The 17416-nt window shown below is 38.9% G+C and carries 18 protein-coding genes; 9 read left to right on the top strand and 9 right to left on the bottom strand.

The annotated features are described in order from the left end of the window. Positions 1-91: 91 nt before the first annotated feature. The 7 genes from recN to U735_RS0114480 all read left to right on the top strand — a co-directional run bounded on the left by recN (position 92) and on the right by U735_RS0114480 (position 7850). Entirely contained in the window at positions 92-1744 is a 1653-nt protein-coding gene (gene recN / locus U735_RS0114510) for a DNA repair protein RecN (RefSeq protein WP_031444518.1), read from the top strand. A gap of 212 nt (positions 1745-1956) precedes the next feature. Next, positions 1957-2769: an enoyl-ACP reductase FabI gene (locus U735_RS0114505; RefSeq protein WP_031444517.1), complete on the top strand. Its 813-nt coding sequence runs from the start codon at positions 1957-1959 to the stop codon at positions 2767-2769. Positions 2770-2927: 158 nt separating this feature from the next. Next, a complete protein-coding gene (locus U735_RS0114500; protein ID WP_031444516.1) occupies positions 2928-3935 on the top strand; it encodes a glycosyltransferase in 1008 nt (335 codons plus the stop codon). 4 nt (positions 3936-3939) lie between these two features. Then, entirely contained in the window at positions 3940-4896 is a 957-nt protein-coding gene (locus U735_RS0114495) for a YbbR-like domain-containing protein (protein WP_031444515.1), read from the top strand. Continuing rightward, the gene (gene coaE / locus U735_RS0114490) at positions 4893-5480 is read left to right on the top strand and encodes a dephospho-CoA kinase (protein WP_031444514.1); all 588 of its coding nucleotides are present in this window, start codon (positions 4893-4895) and stop codon (positions 5478-5480) included. Before U735_RS0114495 ends, coaE begins: the two co-directional genes overlap by 4 nt. Before the next feature lie 80 nt (positions 5481-5560). Further along, positions 5561-7135 carry a sensor histidine kinase gene (locus U735_RS0114485; protein WP_031444513.1) on the top strand — a complete coding sequence of 525 codons (1575 nt, stop codon included), beginning with the start codon at positions 5561-5563 and terminating at the stop codon, positions 7133-7135. A gap of 7 nt (positions 7136-7142) precedes the next feature. Further along, positions 7143-7850, top strand: a complete 708-nt coding sequence (locus U735_RS0114480; RefSeq protein ID WP_031444512.1) for a response regulator transcription factor — start codon at positions 7143-7145, stop codon at positions 7848-7850. 340 nt (positions 7851-8190) lie between these two features. On the opposite strand, the gene U735_RS0114475 is transcribed toward U735_RS0114480, so the two are convergent. The 7 genes from U735_RS0114475 to U735_RS0114445 all read right to left on the bottom strand — a co-directional run bounded on the left by U735_RS0114475 (position 8191) and on the right by U735_RS0114445 (position 14553). Beyond that, positions 8191-8706, bottom strand: coding sequence for a gluconokinase (locus tag U735_RS0114475; RefSeq protein ID WP_031444511.1), 516 nt, complete (start codon positions 8704-8706; stop codon positions 8191-8193). Continuing rightward, on the bottom strand, positions 8706-9617 hold the full coding sequence (miaA, locus tag U735_RS0114470; RefSeq protein ID WP_031444510.1) for a tRNA (adenosine(37)-N6)-dimethylallyltransferase MiaA: 912 nt from the start codon (positions 9615-9617) through the stop codon (positions 8706-8708). The genes U735_RS0114475 and miaA overlap by 1 nt, the downstream gene beginning before the upstream one ends. Continuing rightward, complete coding sequence (locus tag U735_RS0114465) at positions 9617-10444, bottom strand: ion transporter (RefSeq protein ID WP_031444509.1); 828 nt, start codon at positions 10442-10444, stop codon at positions 9617-9619. The genes miaA and U735_RS0114465 overlap by 1 nt, the downstream gene beginning before the upstream one ends. A gap of 3 nt (positions 10445-10447) precedes the next feature. Then, a complete protein-coding gene (locus tag U735_RS0114460; protein WP_031444508.1) occupies positions 10448-11815 on the bottom strand; it encodes an exonuclease domain-containing protein in 1368 nt (455 codons plus the stop codon). A gap of 71 nt (positions 11816-11886) precedes the next feature. After that, entirely contained in the window at positions 11887-12540 is a 654-nt protein-coding gene (locus tag U735_RS0114455; RefSeq protein ID WP_031444507.1) for a YggS family pyridoxal phosphate-dependent enzyme, read from the bottom strand. An 83-nt stretch (positions 12541-12623) separates the two neighbouring features. Continuing rightward, positions 12624-13511: a 3-hydroxybutyryl-CoA dehydrogenase gene (locus tag U735_RS0114450; RefSeq protein WP_031444506.1), complete on the bottom strand. Its 888-nt coding sequence runs from the start codon at positions 13509-13511 to the stop codon at positions 12624-12626. A gap of 73 nt (positions 13512-13584) precedes the next feature. Next, a complete protein-coding gene (locus U735_RS0114445) occupies positions 13585-14553 on the bottom strand; it encodes a Gfo/Idh/MocA family protein (protein ID WP_031444505.1) in 969 nt (322 codons plus the stop codon). Positions 14554-14832: 279 nt separating this feature from the next. On the opposite strand from U735_RS0114445, the gene U735_RS0114440 reads away from it, so the two are divergent. Further along, the gene (locus U735_RS0114440; protein ID WP_031444504.1) at positions 14833-15474 is read left to right on the top strand and encodes a protein-L-isoaspartate(D-aspartate) O-methyltransferase; all 642 of its coding nucleotides are present in this window, start codon (positions 14833-14835) and stop codon (positions 15472-15474) included. 8 nt (positions 15475-15482) lie between these two features. On the opposite strand, the gene smpB is transcribed toward U735_RS0114440, so the two are convergent. Further along, entirely contained in the window at positions 15483-15944 is a 462-nt protein-coding gene (gene smpB / locus U735_RS0114435; protein WP_031444503.1) for an SsrA-binding protein SmpB, read from the bottom strand. A gap of 137 nt (positions 15945-16081) precedes the next feature. Here smpB and U735_RS0114430 point away from each other — a divergent pair, with 137 nt between their 5' ends. After that, on the top strand, positions 16082-16828 hold the full coding sequence (locus tag U735_RS0114430; protein ID WP_031444502.1) for a DUF6503 family protein: 747 nt from the start codon (positions 16082-16084) through the stop codon (positions 16826-16828). Here U735_RS0114430 and U735_RS0114425 read toward each other — a convergent pair. Then, a complete protein-coding gene (locus tag U735_RS0114425) occupies positions 16825-17355 on the bottom strand; it encodes a SixA phosphatase family protein (protein WP_031444501.1) in 531 nt (176 codons plus the stop codon). The two genes, U735_RS0114430 and U735_RS0114425, sit on opposite strands and share 4 nt — an antisense overlap. Positions 17356-17416 lie beyond the last annotated feature (61 nt).

The following is a 17416-nucleotide window of genomic DNA, read 5'->3' as shown; positions in this document are numbered from 1 at the left end:
ACATCTGGATTTTGTAAATAGAAATTTTTTACCACACATTTTTTTCCAAAGCAATATAAATTATCTTTACGGCAATCTTAGATAATAAACTTTGCTAACAAATCTTTCCATAAAGAATTACGCATTAATAGACCATTTAAACGTTAAGTTTACCAATGGTTTTACGGTAATAACAGGTGAAACGGGTGCCGGTAAATCCATTTTATTAGGTGGGTTGTCCTTGGTATTGGGTAAAAGAGCGGACCTTTCCTCCTTAAGGGAGAAGGAGGACAAATGCATCGTAGAGGCAGAATTTGAAATTTCCAAATACGGTTTGGAATCATTTTTCTTGGAAAACGACCTGGATTACGAGGCAAAGACTATTATTAGAAGGGAGATTTTGCCCAGCGGTAAATCCCGGGCCTTTATCAATGACTCCCCGGTTACCTTGGATATTTTGTCCCAATTGGGAGATCAATTGATAGATGTGCATTCACAGCATCAAACATTACGACTTGCAGATAATGACTTTCAACTGAAGGTAATAGATGCCCTGGCCGATAATGGACAGGTGATATCAGCCTATTCTTCAAAATTATTTTTATATCAATCCACACAAAAGGAACTACAAAAACTTGTAGATTTTCAGAATAGCGCTACCAAGGAACACGAGTATAACAGTTTTTTGTTGCAGGAATTAATTTCAGCTCCCTTAAAAGAGGGGATATTGGAAGAATTGGAGGAACAGTACGAACAGCTTAACAATGTGGAAATTATTCTGGAGCAATTGTCCCATGGGCAGCAGCTCTTAAATGACGAGCAGATTGGGCTGGTAAACCTACTTGCGGAGCTGAAACAGGTATCCAATAAATTGGCCAGTTTTGGTCACCAATATTCGGATATAAATGAGCGTATAAAGTCCGTGTTTATTGAGTTGGATGATATTTCCACCGAACTCAATATTCTAAATGATAAGGTAGAGGCGGATCCGCAACTGTTGGAGCAGGTAAATGCCAAACTTCAATTGCTTTATGATCTTCTAAAGAAACATAAGGTCCAAACTATTCCGGAATTGTTGGAAATAAGGAATGCCTTGGATGAGAAGGTAAGTGCAACCGAGAATGTTGGTGCCGATATAGACCGTAAAAAGAAAGAATTACATCAATTGGAAACTGCGCTGAACACCGAAGCCTCCAATATAAGCAAGAGAAGAAAGTTGGTTATTCCCAAGCTTAAAGAGCAACTGGAGGAAACTTTGATCGACTTAGGGATGGCAAGTGCAACCTTTAAAATCGATATTTCGCCATCCAAAGAGTTTAAGCCCACTGGAAAGGACGATCTTAGCTTTTTGTTTTCTGCGAACAAGGGGTCTGCCTATGGTGATCTTAAGAAGGTGGCCTCTGGCGGTGAACTCTCTAGGATTATGTTGACCATTAAGGCAATTTTGGCCAGATACGAACAACTGCCTACCATGATGTTCGATGAGATAGATACAGGAGTATCCGGGGAGATTTCCAATAAAATGGGGGATATTATGAAAGATATGAGCAATACTATGCAGATATTTTCCATTACCCATTTACCACAGGTGGCGGCCAAAGGGGTTCATCATTTTAAGGTGTACAAGGAGGAAGAACTAATGGGGACCAATACCAAAATGAAAAGGCTATCTTCGGAAGAAAGGGTTGTAGAGCTGGCAGAAATGTTGGGAGGGAAAACCTTGTCCGATTCGGCTTTGGCGCATGCCAGGCAGTTACTGGATTAACTATTGGCTTAATGGATATGGAATCTAGATTTCCAATTTGTGTTGTTTGTAGACATTTTAATCCATAAGTGCATCAATCCTTTGTGCCTGGAGCACTTATAATATGATGTCCCAATAATAGGATTTCCAGTTTTACTAGCTTGTTCTTTCTGCGGTCTACCCACTAATTTTTAATATCTTTGACGATCAAAAATTCACAAAGAAAATAGACTATGTCGTTTAATTTACTAAAAGGAAAGAAGGGAATTATTTTTGGCGCACTCGATGTTAATTCCATAGCTTGGAAAACTGCTGAAACCATACATGCGGAAGGAGGAACTTTTGTTCTTACCAATGCCCCCATAGCTATGCGCATGGGACAGATAGACGAACTTGCAAAAGAGACCGGTTCCAAGATTGTTCCTGCCGATGCCACAAGCGAAGAGGACTTGGATAATTTGGTGACACAATCAATGGAGATTCTAGGAGGGAAGATAGATTTTGTACTGCACGCCATAGGGATGTCTGTCAACGTACGTAAAGGTAGGGCCTATACGGATGAGAAATATGATTTTACCACCAAAGGCTGGGATGTATCCGCCCTTTCTTTTCACAAAGTAATGCAGAGCCTTTACAAGGCCGATGCTATGAACGAATGGGGCAGCATCGTAGCTTTGACGTATATGGCCGCTCAGCGAACCTTTCCAGACTACAATGATATGGCCGACAATAAGGCCTATCTGGAATCGGTTGCCCGTAGTTTTGGATACTTTTTTGGCAAGGAGAAGAAGGTTAGGGTTAATACCATATCCCAATCCCCTACGGCCACAACTGCGGGACAGGGAGTTAAAGGGTTTAACAGTTTCATTTCCTATGCCGATAAGATGTCTCCTTTGGGAAATGCAACTGCCCAGGATTGCGCAGACTATACCGTAACCTTGTTCTCTGATTTGACCAAAAAGGTTACCATGCAGAATTTGTTCCACGACGGTGGTTTTTCCAATACGGGTGTTAGTCAGGAAGTAATTGATAGATTTTCCGAATAGTACGCTAAGTATTTCGGTAGGATGTCTTTTTGGATAACCATTTATTAATGGCTCAATACTTTGGTTACATAATATTCAAAATAGCTTAATACAGTTCCAGTAAGGCTGAAGGCAGGCCCATAAGTTTGTTTCAAGTCTTTAATTTATACCAAATCTCAATGGATTTATTCTTTTCTTTTATAGTGCCGGTTTACAACAGACCCAATGAGATCAATGAATTGCTGGAAAGCCTTTCATTGCAGGACTACGATAAATCTTTTGAGGTGGTTGTCGTAGAAGATGGTTCGTCCGAAAGTTCGGAGGATATTGTGGATAAGTACAAAGATAAATTGTCCATTACCTATTTAAAGAAGACAAACTCCGGTCCTGGTGATTCCCGAAATTATGGAATGAATCGCGCCCGCGGCAATTATTTTATAGTGCTGGATTCCGATTGTATAATTCCGAGCCAATATTTATCGGTGGTGGAGCAATCCTTGACAAACAATTATGTGGATTGTTATGGGGGCCCCGATGCAGCACATTCATCCTTTACGAATGTACAGAAGGCTATTAATTATGCCATGACCTCTGTGTTTACCACAGGAGGAATAAGGGGAAATAAAAGGGCGGTAGGTAAATTTCAACCAAGGAGCTTTAATATGGGAATATCTAAAGCAGCGTTTGAAAAAACCCATGGATATGGGAATATACACCCAGGAGAAGATCCGGACCTTACCTTTAGAATATGGGAAGCGGGATTTGAAACCAAATTGATAGAAGATGCCTTTGTTTATCATAAGCGGCGAATAGATTGGAATAAATTTTATACCCAGGTCAAGAAATTTGGAATGGTAAGGCCCATTTTAAATCATTGGCATCCGCACAGTGCCAAAATCACTTATTGGTTCCCAACTTTGTTCTCTTTCGGATTTGTTGGGGCTATTGTCTTATTGTTTTTAGGGATCTTATGGCCAATATCTATTTACGCCTTATATTTTGGTTTACTTTTTGTGCATTCTTTGGTAGTCAATAAAAATTTTAAGGTGGCTGCGCTTTCATTGATAGCTGTGGTCATCCAGTTTGTAGGATACGGTTTCGGATTTTTTAAAAATTCGATTCTAATAGCGTTAAGCAATAAGAAACCGGAGGAGTTATTTCCTAAGCTTTTCTTTAAAACTCTGTAATAAATTGATAGATATAATTAAAAAAGGGCTCAATAAAAGAAAGGTCAAACTTTTTCTGGTCTTTCTATTATGTTCAGGCCTCGCTTGGTTTATTAGTAATTTGGGAGAACAATATACCAATAATGCCACCTTTGATATTTATTATGGTAGTACCCCGGACAGCTTATTGCTAAATAGCGTTTCCAAAAGAAACATTAAGGTTAGGCTTAGGGCCAGTGGGTTTCAATTTTTGATGTTCGGTTTCAAAAACAAAACTGTAGTGGTTGACCTATCCCAATTGGAAAAAAAAGGTCCCAAATATTTTGTTTCCCCATCAACCTATAGAAGTCAAATAGAAAATCAACTTTCTAAATTTATAAGGGTTGAGGACATGGATAGGGATACATTGTTTTTTAATTTTCAAAGGCTATACAAAAAAAAGTTACCGGTACTTCCTAAAGTGACTATTGATCTGGAACAGAATTATCTAATGGATAACAATTATACTTTGTTGCCCGATTCCATAACCGTAATGGGGCCTAAATCGGAGATTGATACTTTGACAGGAATTGCTACCCAAACCTTGGTGCTGCCACATACGACCAATGATATTTCGGAGAAATTAAAATTAAATCTTCCGCCTAATCTAAAGAATACCAAATACTCCCATCATAACGTAACCCTATCTGCCAAAATATTTAAATTTTCGGAAAAGGTTTTTAAGGTTCCGGTAGAGGTTGTCAATGTGCCTGAAGGGGTGGGGATAAGAACTTTTCCAGAAATTGTTTCGGTTTTGTGCAGGGGGCGTTTAAGTGCCATTAAGGAATTGGCGGAGTCAGATTTTGTGGTTACTGCCGACTATTCCAGTCTAAGGGATAAAAATGAAAATGTTTTGGACCTGAAATTGACCAAAAAGCCAGATAGTGTGAATGTGGTGCAGCTAAGGGAGAATAAAGTGGAATTTATACTCAAGAGACAATGATAATCGTAGGCTTGACAGGGGGTATTGGCAGTGGTAAATCCACCGTGGGATCCATGTTCCAAAAATTGGGGGTGCCCATTTATAATTCGGATGCTGAGGCCAAGAACCTAATGGCCAGTTCAAAAAAGATTAAAAACGAAATTGAAGCATTACTGGGCAAGGAGAGTTATTTGGAAGGGAAGCCAAATAAGGAGTATATCGCCAAAATTGTGTTCAAGGACAAGAAATTATTGCAGGGTCTCAATAATATTGTCCATCCTGCGGTGAGACGTCATTTTAAAAGTTGGTGCAAACGCCAGAATGCACCCTATGTAATACAAGAAGCTGCCATTATATTCGAAAATGGGGCCGACAAATTTTATGATAAAATAATCTTAGTCACCTCACCAAAGGATATCAGAATACAAAGGGTTGTTGATAGGGACGGGGCCACGGCCGAAGCGGTAATGTCTCGTATAGATAATCAATTGCCAGATAGTGAAAAAGAGAAGCTTTCAGACTTCATAATTGAAAACATTGGACTGGAAGAAACGGAAAGGGAAGTTTTCCGAATTCACCATAAATTACTTAAAATAAGGGCTTAAGCGCGAAATTTTAACATTTTTGTTAAGGTTAGGTTAAACGTGCAATTCGCTAAATGTTAAATTTCTAATTTTGTTTATAAATGAATAAGAGGTTATTTGGTCTTTTGGTAGTCTTAATGAGCCTTTCCCTAATAGGAATCATCTTTGTTCAGAGTTATTGGATAAATAAGTCGGTCGCGGACAAGGAAGAACAATTTTCAAACACAATCAACCAAATTTTGAGTAGGGTTGTAGAGAATATTGAAAAGCGGGAGGTACAGGATTATCTTAACGAGTTTTACAAGCTTAAGGATAGTATTGGAAAGCCAAAGGCTACCCATCTTAAGAATTTTTTCTTTTTTGATCGTGATATCAATTCCAATGAAATACGGTTTTATACCCATGGTATTTTGGAGGAGGATTACAATATGGCATCTACGTTCTTTGATATAGGCTTGGACACCACAACATTTAGAAATATTACCAGCACCAGAACAACAGAGATATACAAAGAAGATTTTGGTCTGGACGGCAGGCAATATTCCTTGACACCGGTACAAAAGCTCGAGAAAATCGGTGGACTCTCCTCTATTGATAAAGCTGCATTGGATGATGTATTTCGGGAACAGGCCAAATCAAGGTCCATCCATAAACGCGTATCGAAACAGGAAATAGAACTTTTTCTTGGGAGGGAACTGAAAAATAGGGGCATAGATATAGACTACGAATACGGGGTCTATAGCAAAGGCCTGCCGACCAAAGTGAAATCCAAAAAATTCAAGTTCACGGAGACCACACTTTACAAGGCCCCTTTATTTAAGGATAGTGAAGGGAATACCAATTTTTCTCTCTTGCTGACCTTTCCCAAAAAGAAAAGGTTCCTTATACAGTCCATTCTTGGAATGGCAATTTTGTCCTTGACGTTTACCTTGGTCATCGTGGTAGCCTATTCCAGTGCCATCTATCAGTTGATAAAACAGAAGCAGATTTCAGAGATTAAATCGGACTTTATCAATAATATGACGCATGAGTTTAAAACTCCGATTGCTACTATAAATTTGGCCGTTGAAGCAATAAAGAATCCTAAGATTATAGACGACAAGGAGAAGGTGCTGCGCTATTTGCAAATGATAAGGGACGAAAACAAGAGAATGCATGCGCAGGTAGAAAATGTATTAAGGATATCCAAGTTGGAAAAAAATCAGTTGGATATTAGTAAGGATAGGGCAGATATACACGACATAATAGAAGATGCCATTACCCATGTAGAGCTTATAGTTGCAGACCGGGGAGGGTATATTAAGCCGCATTTAAAGGCGGAACGCTCGGAGGTTTTGGCCAATGAGATGCATTTTACCAATGTGATAGTGAATATATTGGACAATGCTGTGAAATATTCGCCGGAAGTGCCCAAGATAGATGTTTTTACCGAAGTGGTCGGGAATTATATCATAATAAAAGTACAGGACCAGGGCGCTGGAATGAGCAAGGCGGTACTGAAAAAGGTTTTTGAAAAGTTCTATAGGGAGCATACAGGAGATATACACAATGTTAAGGGGCACGGTTTAGGGCTTGCTTACGTAAAAAAAATAGTTGATGATCATCAAGGTGAGGTTTATGCGGAAAGTGAAAAAGGTAAAGGAAGCACTTTTTATATAAAACTACCTTTAATTTAAAACAATAATGGAAACAGTAGATAAGAAAATATTACTCGTAGAGGACGATCCCAATTTTGGAATTGTACTTAAAGATTATTTGGCAATGAACGATTTTGACGTTACGTTGGCAAAAAACGGAATGGAAGGTTTTGAAAAATTCAAGAAGGACAATTTTGATGTTTGTATCTTGGATGTCATGATGCCATATAAGGATGGCTTTACCCTAGCCAAGGAAATCCGTGAAAAGAACGAAAACGTACCCATCGTTTTTCTTACGGCCAAGACTATGAAAGAAGATGTCCTTAAAGGATATAAAGCAGGTGCTGACGATTATTTGAACAAGCCTTTTGATTCCGAAGTGCTTTTGATGAAACTTAAAGCCATAATTCAGAGAAAGTCTTCCAGCTCCCTAGCTGATAGTAAACAATTTGAATTTACTATCGGTGGTTTTCAATTGAATTCCAAGCTTAGGTTCTTGAAATACAAAGATGAAGATGCCATTAAACTATCGCCCAAGGAAAATGAGTTGCTTAGACTTTTGGCCTTGCACGAGAACGATTTAATGCCGCGTGAATTGGCCCTGACTAAAATCTGGAGGGATGATAACTATTTTACTTCACGAAGTATGGACGTTTATATTGCCAAACTGCGTAAATATCTTAAAAAGGATGAAAACGTGGAGATATTAAATATCCATGGAGAAGGGTTTAGATTGGTGGTTAAAACCGAGTAGTCACCACGCAACTAAAATTTTTGAAGCACCAGGTTTTTTCTTGGTGCTTTTTATTTTTAAAAACTCTATTTAACGTGAGTTTGTATTTGTATTTAATTGTTAATGAGTTATTTATGATAATTTTGTCCGGTCGAGCCTGTCTACAGCAGACAGGCTCGATGGGCCAGTAGCATTTTTAATTTACACGAAATCAATGTCTTGCGATTATTTTTATGTCGAGATTAATTAAAAGGCACAGGCTTTTGTAAACACAATAGTAGAACGAACCCAGCCAACAAGGCGGGGTTTTTGGTTTTAAACCATTTTCCTTGGGTCCGGTTGACTAAAGTACCCCATTGTTTTACCCCTTAATATAATGAGTTTTGTATTCCCTTAATATTTGGTCCACAATTTCTTGTGGACTGGGAACTATCGATATTTTTATCGCTTTGGTAGGAGGTTCAAAAGTGTCCAGTTGGGACCGTAATAATTCGGCAGGCATAAAATGACCCTTTCGCTTCTGTAGGCGTTCCAATAGCAATTCGAAAGAACTTTCCAGGGAAATCCAGACTACTTTTTCTTCAATTTTATTTGCAAGTATGTTTCTGTAGGATTCCTTCAAGGCGGAGCAGACAATGACAGCCCCTGTTTCTTGGTTGTTCACGGCCAATTTGTTTAGAGTTACCAGCCACTCGTAACGGTCCTCATCCGTCAAGGGGATTTTATTGGACATTTTTTCTATGTTGGCTTCCGAGTGAAAATCGTCCCCATCAAAAAATGGTAGGTTCAGTTTTTCTGCCAACAACTTCGCAATGGTGGATTTACCTGTGCCGGAAACCCCAATTACAAATAGAATGTTTTTATTGTATAAAGCCATTATCCAGTGCGTTTTTGATCTATCTTCTCCAGAATTTCGTTCAAGTTGTATTCATAATCCACCCAAAGGATGTCCTCTTTTTTTCGTAACCATGTCAATTGCCTTTTCGCAAACCTTCTGGTGTTTTTCTTTATTTCGGCAATAGCGGTATTTAGATCGTAGTCGCCCTTAAAATAACTAAATAATTCCCTATAACCTACCGTTTGCAAGGCATTCAGGGTCTGTTGGTCCTTTAGAGAGGCAACCTCTTCCAATAAGCCCAGCTCCAGCATTATATCCACTCTTTGGTTTATACGGTCGTAGATAATCTCCCTATCTGCATTTATGGCTATGGTAATGGTATTAAAATTCCGTTCGGGCTTTTTTTGATTTAGGAATGAGGTGTAGGGGAGGCCTGAGCCAATACACACCTCCAGAGCCCTAATAAGCCTGTGCGGGTTGCTTAGGTCTACTTGGTCATAATAATCCCTGTCCAGAATTTTAAGTCTTTCCTGAAGGCTTAAAATGCCTTGGGTTACCAAAGTTTCGTTCAATGTTTCCCGGATTTTAGGGTCTATTGTTGGAAAACTATCCAGTCCGTCCTTAATGGCATCAACGTATAGACCACTTCCGCCTACCATGACAACAATGTCGTTATCTTCAAAAAGTATTTCAAGTTTTTTTATAGCTTCCCTTTCAAAATCCCCTACGGTGTATTCGTCAAAAATGCTTTTGTGCTGAATAAAATGATGTGGAACACTTGCTAATTCTTCCTGGGACGGCACAGCGGTCCCAATGGACATTTCTTTATAAAACTGACGGGAATCGGCGGAAATAATCTCTGTTTTGTAGTGTTTGGCAAGGGCTATGGCCAAGGTCGTCTTTCCTATCGCAGTGGGCCCAACAATGGAAATAAGATTTTTTTTACTCATTAATCATCACTTAATTTATGTCCACATTCCCTACAGTAATGGGCATCAATACGCATGATTTCCGTACCACAATCCGGACAGGTCTTCCCTGGGGCTATATTTTTTTTGTTGGTCATGCCAGCAGCATATTCAGCAGAAACAATCCCGGTGGGTACCGCAATTACGCCATAACCAATAATCATAATAACGGTGGCAATAAACTGTCCTAAGGGGGTTTCAGGGGAGATATCCCCGTATCCAACTGTAGTTAGGGTAACTATGGTCCAATAAACACTATGTGGTATACTGGTAAAACCATGTGTAGGACCTTCTACGATGTACATTACCGTTCCCAATAAAATGGAAATTATGAGGATAAAGAAAACAAAAACAAATATTTTGGTTCTGCTGGCGTGAATGGACCTTACCAGATTGTTGGATTCCCCAACAAAGCGTACCAATTTTAGTATTCGGAATACCCTTAGCAATCTTAAAATTCTAAAAGCTGTTAGGTATTGGGAACCGACAAATAATAGTGAAAGGTATTTTGGAATGGTGGATAAAAAATCGACTATGCCAAAAAAACTAAATATATATTTTTTAGGCCGGTTGATAGAAATTATCCTCAAAATGTATTCGATAGAAAATAAAATGGTCACTACCCATTCGGAATAGTTTAGAAATTTATGGTGTTTTTCATCAAATGAAGGGACGCTTTCCAACATTACAATAATTACACTATAGACGATTACAACAAGCAGTACAATATCAAAAAGTCTTCCCGCCTGGGTATGGGTCCCGTAGATTACTTCATGGATCTTTTGTTTCCAACTTTTTTTAATTTTCAAAGTCTACTGATTTAGTTCTATAATTTTCAACACCTTTTTTTTTCTGAGATAGGATGAGATAATGTGCGTCGTGTTTTCATTTCCTTCCATGGGTGTTATTATGGATTCCAAGATATGAATATTATTGATTTGATGGTTTAAATTAAAATAGCCAAAACCTTTAAAAACACCATCTTTGATCTCAATTCCACAACGCTCACCAATTTCCCTTCCCTTGTCCATGATCAAGAAGCTCTTCTTTGAGAAACTGTACTTGTCAATTGCCTGTAATACCCTTGCATTATAGATCTCTACCGGTTCTTGGTTTATGCACCCGCCCAGGCAACTATTATCCTCATAATGGGAGCAATGTATCTTTGCCTGTGACAGTCCATTTATTTTATTGCACAATTGAAACTCCTCCCTGATGCTGTGCAGAAAATTTTCTGCTCCCTCAAGGCTATTAAAGGTAACTACTGCCCTTTTTTTAGGATTAATGGCCTCCGCCGTCAATGCAATATAGCCATCCTGGTTATATGATTTATAAATACCATGAGAAAACAACCTTTTTTTATAGTGGGTATTGTACTTGGGTCTGTTCCGCAATAATTCCGCATTCTCCTTTAGTAAGGCAGCCAATTCATTGCCCGTTTTTTCATAGGAAACCCTTTTGGTTTCTTTCTGAATTCTTCTGGCCTTTGGACTATTATTGGTGAAATGCTGATTGACCCTTTTTTTAATATTACTGCTTTTGCCCAACAAAATAATATCACCGTCCTTATTGTGCATGTAGTAGACCCCTGTTTCCGAAGGTAGTTCATCTACCATATCCAACTGTCTTGGCGATAATTCCCCTTGGGTCTCGGTTCTTAGTACGCTTTTAAAAATGGTTTTGTCCAGATCTTTGGAAAGTAATAGTTTAAATAGCTGCAATGTGGCAAGGGCATCTCCATTGGCTCTATGACGATCACTTACGGGGATTCCCAAGGATCGCACCAATTTACCCAGACTATACGATTCGGCATCCGGCAATAATTGCTTGGCCAGTTCAACTGTACAGAGAGTCTTGCGTTCAAAATTAAAGCCCAACCGCCTAAATTCGGTTCTCAAAATCCGATAGTCGAACTGGGCATTATGGGCAACAATTACCGCATCTTCCGTAATCTCAACAATGCGTTTGGCCACTTCATAGAATTTTGGAGCAGTGCGAAGCATATTGTTGTTAATGCCGGTAAGATTAACCACAAAGGGTTGGATTTCTTTTTCTGGGTTTACCAGGCTTATGAACTGGTCCACTACTTTATGCCCGTCAAACTTATGGATAGCAATTTCCGTAACCCCCTCTTCATTGTATTTTCCTCCTGTGGTTTCAATATCTAATATGACGTACATGCAAAATTTCTAATTCAGATTACTAAACAAAGATACGTATTCTCCGGCCAAAGAAACAGCTAGGTTGCGGGCTAATTTCTGGATCCAAAAATGCTACTGCCTACTCGTATCATGCTACTGCCTTCCTCTATGGCAATATTATAATCGCCGCTCATGCCCATGGATAATTGCGAAAGATCGGGGAACGTTACTTTGGTTTTTTCAAACAAGGTTTTGAGATGCTTAAATTCCTTCCTTATTTGCTGGGTATTATCCGTAAATGTGGCCATTCCCATTAGTCCAACTATCTTTATGTTAACAAGTTGTTTAATTTCATTTGAAGCGATCAATTCGCTAAGGTCATTCTCGTCAAAACCAAACTTGGTGTCCTCCTCGGCAATGTGGATTTGCAGAAGACAGGGAATAACCCTGTTATGTTTCTTGGCTTGTTTATTTATTTCCCGCAATAGTTTTAGGCTGTCCACTCCATGGATCAGGGCCACATATTCTGCCATATACTTTACCTTGTTGCGTTGTATATGGCCTATCATGTGCCACTCAATATCCTTGGGAAGCACTTGCTGCTTCTCTGTCATTTCCTGGATTTTATTTTCACCAAAAACCCTTTGTCCGGCAGCGTAGGCTTCTTCGATATCGGCTACCGGCTTGGTCTTGGAAACCGCAACGAGTTGAACATGTGAAGGAAGCGAATCCTTGATTGTTTTTAAATTATCTTTAATGGACATTCAATTGTTTTTTGGTATTAATCTAAACTAGGCTCTAGAACGCCGCTAAATTGATTATTAAAGTAAACGGGTGCAAAGGACTATTAATTAAATTGTTTGGAAACTTTTTCGGCCTTACGGGATTCCGAATAATCATAAAAACCTTCTCCCGATTTAACACCTAATTTTCCGGCGGTTACCATGTTTACCAATAAGGGGCAGGGGGCATATTTTGGGTTTTTGAAGCCGTCATACATTACATTTAAAATGGACAAACAAACATCAAGGCCAATAAAATCCGCAAGCTGTAACGGACCCATTGGGTGGGCCATTCCTAATTTCATAACCGTGTCGATCTCCCTAACCCCTGCAACTTTATGGAACAGGGTCTCTATAGCTTCATTGATCATGGGCATTAAAATTCGGTTGGCAACAAAACCAGGATAGTCATTGACTTCCGTTGGTGTTTTTCCAAGTTTCGAGGACAGATCCATAATGGTTCTTGTGACCTCATTGGAGGTGCTATAGCCCCTTATTATCTCTACCAATTGCATAATGGGTACGGGATTCATAAAGTGCATTCCAATAACCTTGTCCGCTCTTTTGGTGGCTGCTGCAATCTGGGTAATGGAAATGGAGGAGGTGTTGGTAGCCAAAATGGCAGTGGGTTCGCAGATGGCATCCAATTCTTTAAAGATTTTTAATTTAAGGGCCGTATTTTCGGTGGCAGCCTCTATTACCAAGTCTACCTTCTTAACCCCGTCCGCAAGTTTGGTGAAGGGAGTTATGTTTCCCAAAGTGGATTTCTTATCATTTTCTGTGATAAGTTCCTTGGCCACCATTCTGTCAAGATTTTTAGCTATTGTTAACAGACCCTTGTCCAGGGCTTCCTGTGAAATATCTACAAGATTGGTTTTATATCCATTTTGAGCAATTACATGGGCAATGCCATTACCCATTGTTCCGGCTCCTATGACTGCGATGTTTTTCATTTGTAGCGTTTTACTTGGAATTTTATTCTATTATATCATGCCTTTGTTTATCACATAAACATAAAATATACATCTATTTCTTTTGGAATGATGCAATTACTTCTAGCGCAACCCTTAAAGCCCGGGTTCCTTGTTCCAAGGAGACCACGGGGATGGTATTGTTGTTTATGGCATCTGCAAAAGTCTCCAACTCGTCCAGAATAGCATTATTTGAGGCTATATCGGGATTTTCAAAATAGATCTGTTTTTTTACTCCTTCGGCATTTTGTAGGATCATATCAAAGTCACCCGGTTTTTCTGGGGCGTCCTTCATTTTTACTACTTCCACTTTTTTCTCTAAAAAATCCACCGCGATATAGGCATCTTTTTGGAAAAAGCGCGACTTGCGCATGTTTTTTAGGGAAATTCTACTTGCCGTCAGGTTGGCCACGCAGCCGTTTTCAAACTCTATTCTGGCATTGGCAATATCCGGTGAGTTGCTTATAACCGAAACCCCACTGGCATTGATTTGTTTGACCTCCGACTTTACTACGCTAAGGATGGCATCAATATCATGGATCATCAAATCCAAAACAACGGGTACATCGGTTCCCCTTGGATTAAATTCTGCCAGTCTATGGGTCTCAATGAACATGGGATTATTAATGTTTTCCTTAACGGCCATAAATGCGGGATTAAATCTTTCCACATGGCCTACCTGTCCCTTTACCTGGTGCTTTTTTTCCAATAGCAACAATTCTTCAGCTTCTTGAAGGGTATTGGTAATGGGCTTTTCAATGAAAACATGTTTTCCTTTTTCCATTGCCTTTTTGGCACAATCAAAATGGGAAAGCGTAGGGGTAACTATATCCACCACATCTACGGCATCTATTAGTTTGTTTATATTGTCGAAAAAAGTATAGCCGAATTCTGCCGCTACCTTTTTACCGTTGATGACATCGGGATCGTAAAATCCGACCAAATTATATTTTTGGGACTCATTCAGTAATCTAAGGTGAATTTTCCCTAAATGTCCTGCTCCTAGGACGCCAACATTAAGCATATGTATTTATTTTCCTCAAAAATAAGGATAGTTTGCAAGTTTAAGGGCCTAAAAAACAAAAGTTAAGTATTATGCTCCATCTTTTTTCTCAACAATTCAATGTCGAAAAATAAGACAAAAATAATAGGGTAGATAATTAAACTAGGGTTTTTATAATTAAAGAAATCTAAGTTAAATTTACCTGCGGATTAAAGAATAGATTAGATTGCACAGGTAAATTTTCGGATTTCTTCATTTTAAGTTTTTCGTTTTTTAACTTTACCCACCAAAACCAAACAATTGAAAGATACATTAAAACATAGGGGAATGCGCAACAAGTTGGCGGACATTCTTTCTGAGAAAGGGATTGTGGACAATTCTGTTCTAGAGGCTATCCGGGCCGTTCCAAGACACTTATTTCTGGATAGCAGTTTTGAGGATCACGCATACCAGGACAAGGCTTTTCCTATTGGTGCGGACCAAACCATTTCCCAACCTTACACAGTGGCCTTTCAGTCCGAGCTTTTGCAGGTAGAGCCCAACCATAAGATCTTGGAAATAGGAACGGGAAGTGGGTATCAAACCGCGGTATTATTAAAATTAAAGGCAAGGGTATATACTATAGAGCGTCAGTTGGAACTATTTAAAAAGACCAATCTCTTTTTTAAAAAAATGGGTTATAGACCCAAAAAAGTCATATTTGGGGATGGATATAAAGGATTGCCGGAAGAGGCTCCATTTGACAGTATTATAGTAACCGCTGGGGCGCCTTTTGTGCCAAATCCTTTACTGGCCCAACTCAAGGTTGGGGGGAGATTGGTAATACCGGTAGGGACAGACGAGCAAGTCATGACACTTTTTGTACGTAAATCTGCCAAAGAATTTGAGAAGAAGGAATTGGGGTCCTTTAGATTTGTGCCTTTATTGGAGGATAAAAATTAAGGGATGTCCTAATTGTTGAAGCTTTTCTTGATCCTATCCAGGTTTTTCTTGTTGTCTCGATCCTTGATAGTCTCGCGCTTATCATATAGCTTTTTACCCCTGGCCAATGCGATGTTTATCTTGGCCAAGCCCCTATCGTTCAAAAAAAGATTTAAGGGTATTATGGTTAGACCTGAATTTTTTACCTCTTTTTCTAGTTTTTTCAGTTCACCACGGTTGAGCAGAAGTTTTCGCTCTGCTTTGGGTTTGTGATTGTAATGAGTTCCATGGGAATACTCATCTACCTGCATATTAATAACAAACAACTCTCCAAGATCATTAAATTCACAAAAGCTCTCCGAGATGGAAGCCTTACTTTCCCTAATAGATTTAATCTCGGTTCCAGACAGAACTATACCGGCCGTATAGGTATCCAATAACTCGTAATCGAATCGTGCCCTTTTGTTCTTTATATTTACTTTTTTCTGCATATGTTTGACAAAAATAGAAACAATTATCCGATTGGCAATTAGGGTATAAGTTTAGATCGAATTAATTTTTTTGGATATAAATATGTTTTTTTTGTAATGTATGTGTAAACATTGCGATTAATGTGAAAAGTTATTAAATGAAAGTAGTATACCTTTTAACTCTTGTTTTTCTGATAGTTTCGTGCAAGGAGAAAGCGCCCACCCGTCTTTCTGCCCAAGAAATAGTGGATAAGGCCATTTCTGTCAGTGGAGGGGAACAATATAGAACCAATGATGTATTCTATAAATTCAGGGATTATCAATATGCCTCTGAATGGGAAGATGGAAAAAGAATTTTAAAGCGGATTAGATTGACCGACTCCACTAAGGTAGTAGATGTAAGAGGTAACCGAGGGTTTAGTCGATTCGTTAACGATAGCCTTGTGCCATTGAAGGATTCCATTGCCAATTTGTATGCAAATTCTGTGAACTCCGTGCATTACTTTGCATACCTGCCATACGGGTTGAACGATCCTGCAGTCAATAAGGAGTTATTGGGGATTGTTACGGTAAAGGATAAGGAATATTATAAGGTGAAGGTAACTTTTGATCAGAAAGGCGGAGGAAAGGATTTTGAGGATATTTATCTGTACTGGTTTAATAAGGAGACCTTTAAGCCCGATTACCTAGCGTACAAGTTTTATGTGGATGGGGGAGGGATACGCTTTAGGGTAGCATACAATGAGCGTTACCTTGGAGGTATCCGTTTTGTAGATTATGAAAATTATGAGGCCACTCTAAGGGATAGCGAATTCTATGATGTGGATGTTTTTTATGAAAGAAACAAATTGAAATTATTGTCAAAAATAGAGTTGGAAGATATTTCGGTGGAACCTTTCAACTAGTCCATTTTTAATCTAATATCGGTGGCTTTTCCATTTATGATCCGTACAATAAATAGGCTACTATTGTCATAATCGTCCATATGTTCATATTTTTCTTCTCCCAACATGAGATTGACAAATTCCGGAGTGGTATTGCTATGGCCGACAATAAGAACGTTTTTACCTAGATTTAATCTTTTGAATTCTTCGATAATAATTGCCTTGGGGTCGTAATATTGGGGGGTAATTTCTTTTTTTACCGACGTAGGAGCTGCGGTCATCGCAGTTCTTTCAAAATCTGTGATGTAAATGGCATCAAGGGCAACGGGATCAAAAACTTCGGCCCAACGTATGGCTCTTCCCAACCCGTCCTGATTTAATTCAGGATCTATGTTTTCAGGATCGCTGCGATCCTTTTCTGCATGTCTTATGAAATAATAAGTGGAAATAGAATCTTCTGCATTTTCCATGGGTAACTTCGGATCTTCCTTACAGGACATAACACCGATGGTTAAGGAAAGAATCAATAGCAGATTTATATGTTTCATGGTCAATTCTATTTTTGGTATTAGCTTCTACTGGTAAAGTAACTAAAATTACAGTAAAATA

Source organism: Arenibacter algicola, assembly GCF_000733925.1.
Lineage (GTDB): Bacteria > Bacteroidota > Bacteroidia > Flavobacteriales > Flavobacteriaceae > Arenibacter > Arenibacter algicola.
Note: the sequence above shows the minus strand (reverse complement) of the source record. Positions and strands in the feature narration are given on the sequence as shown.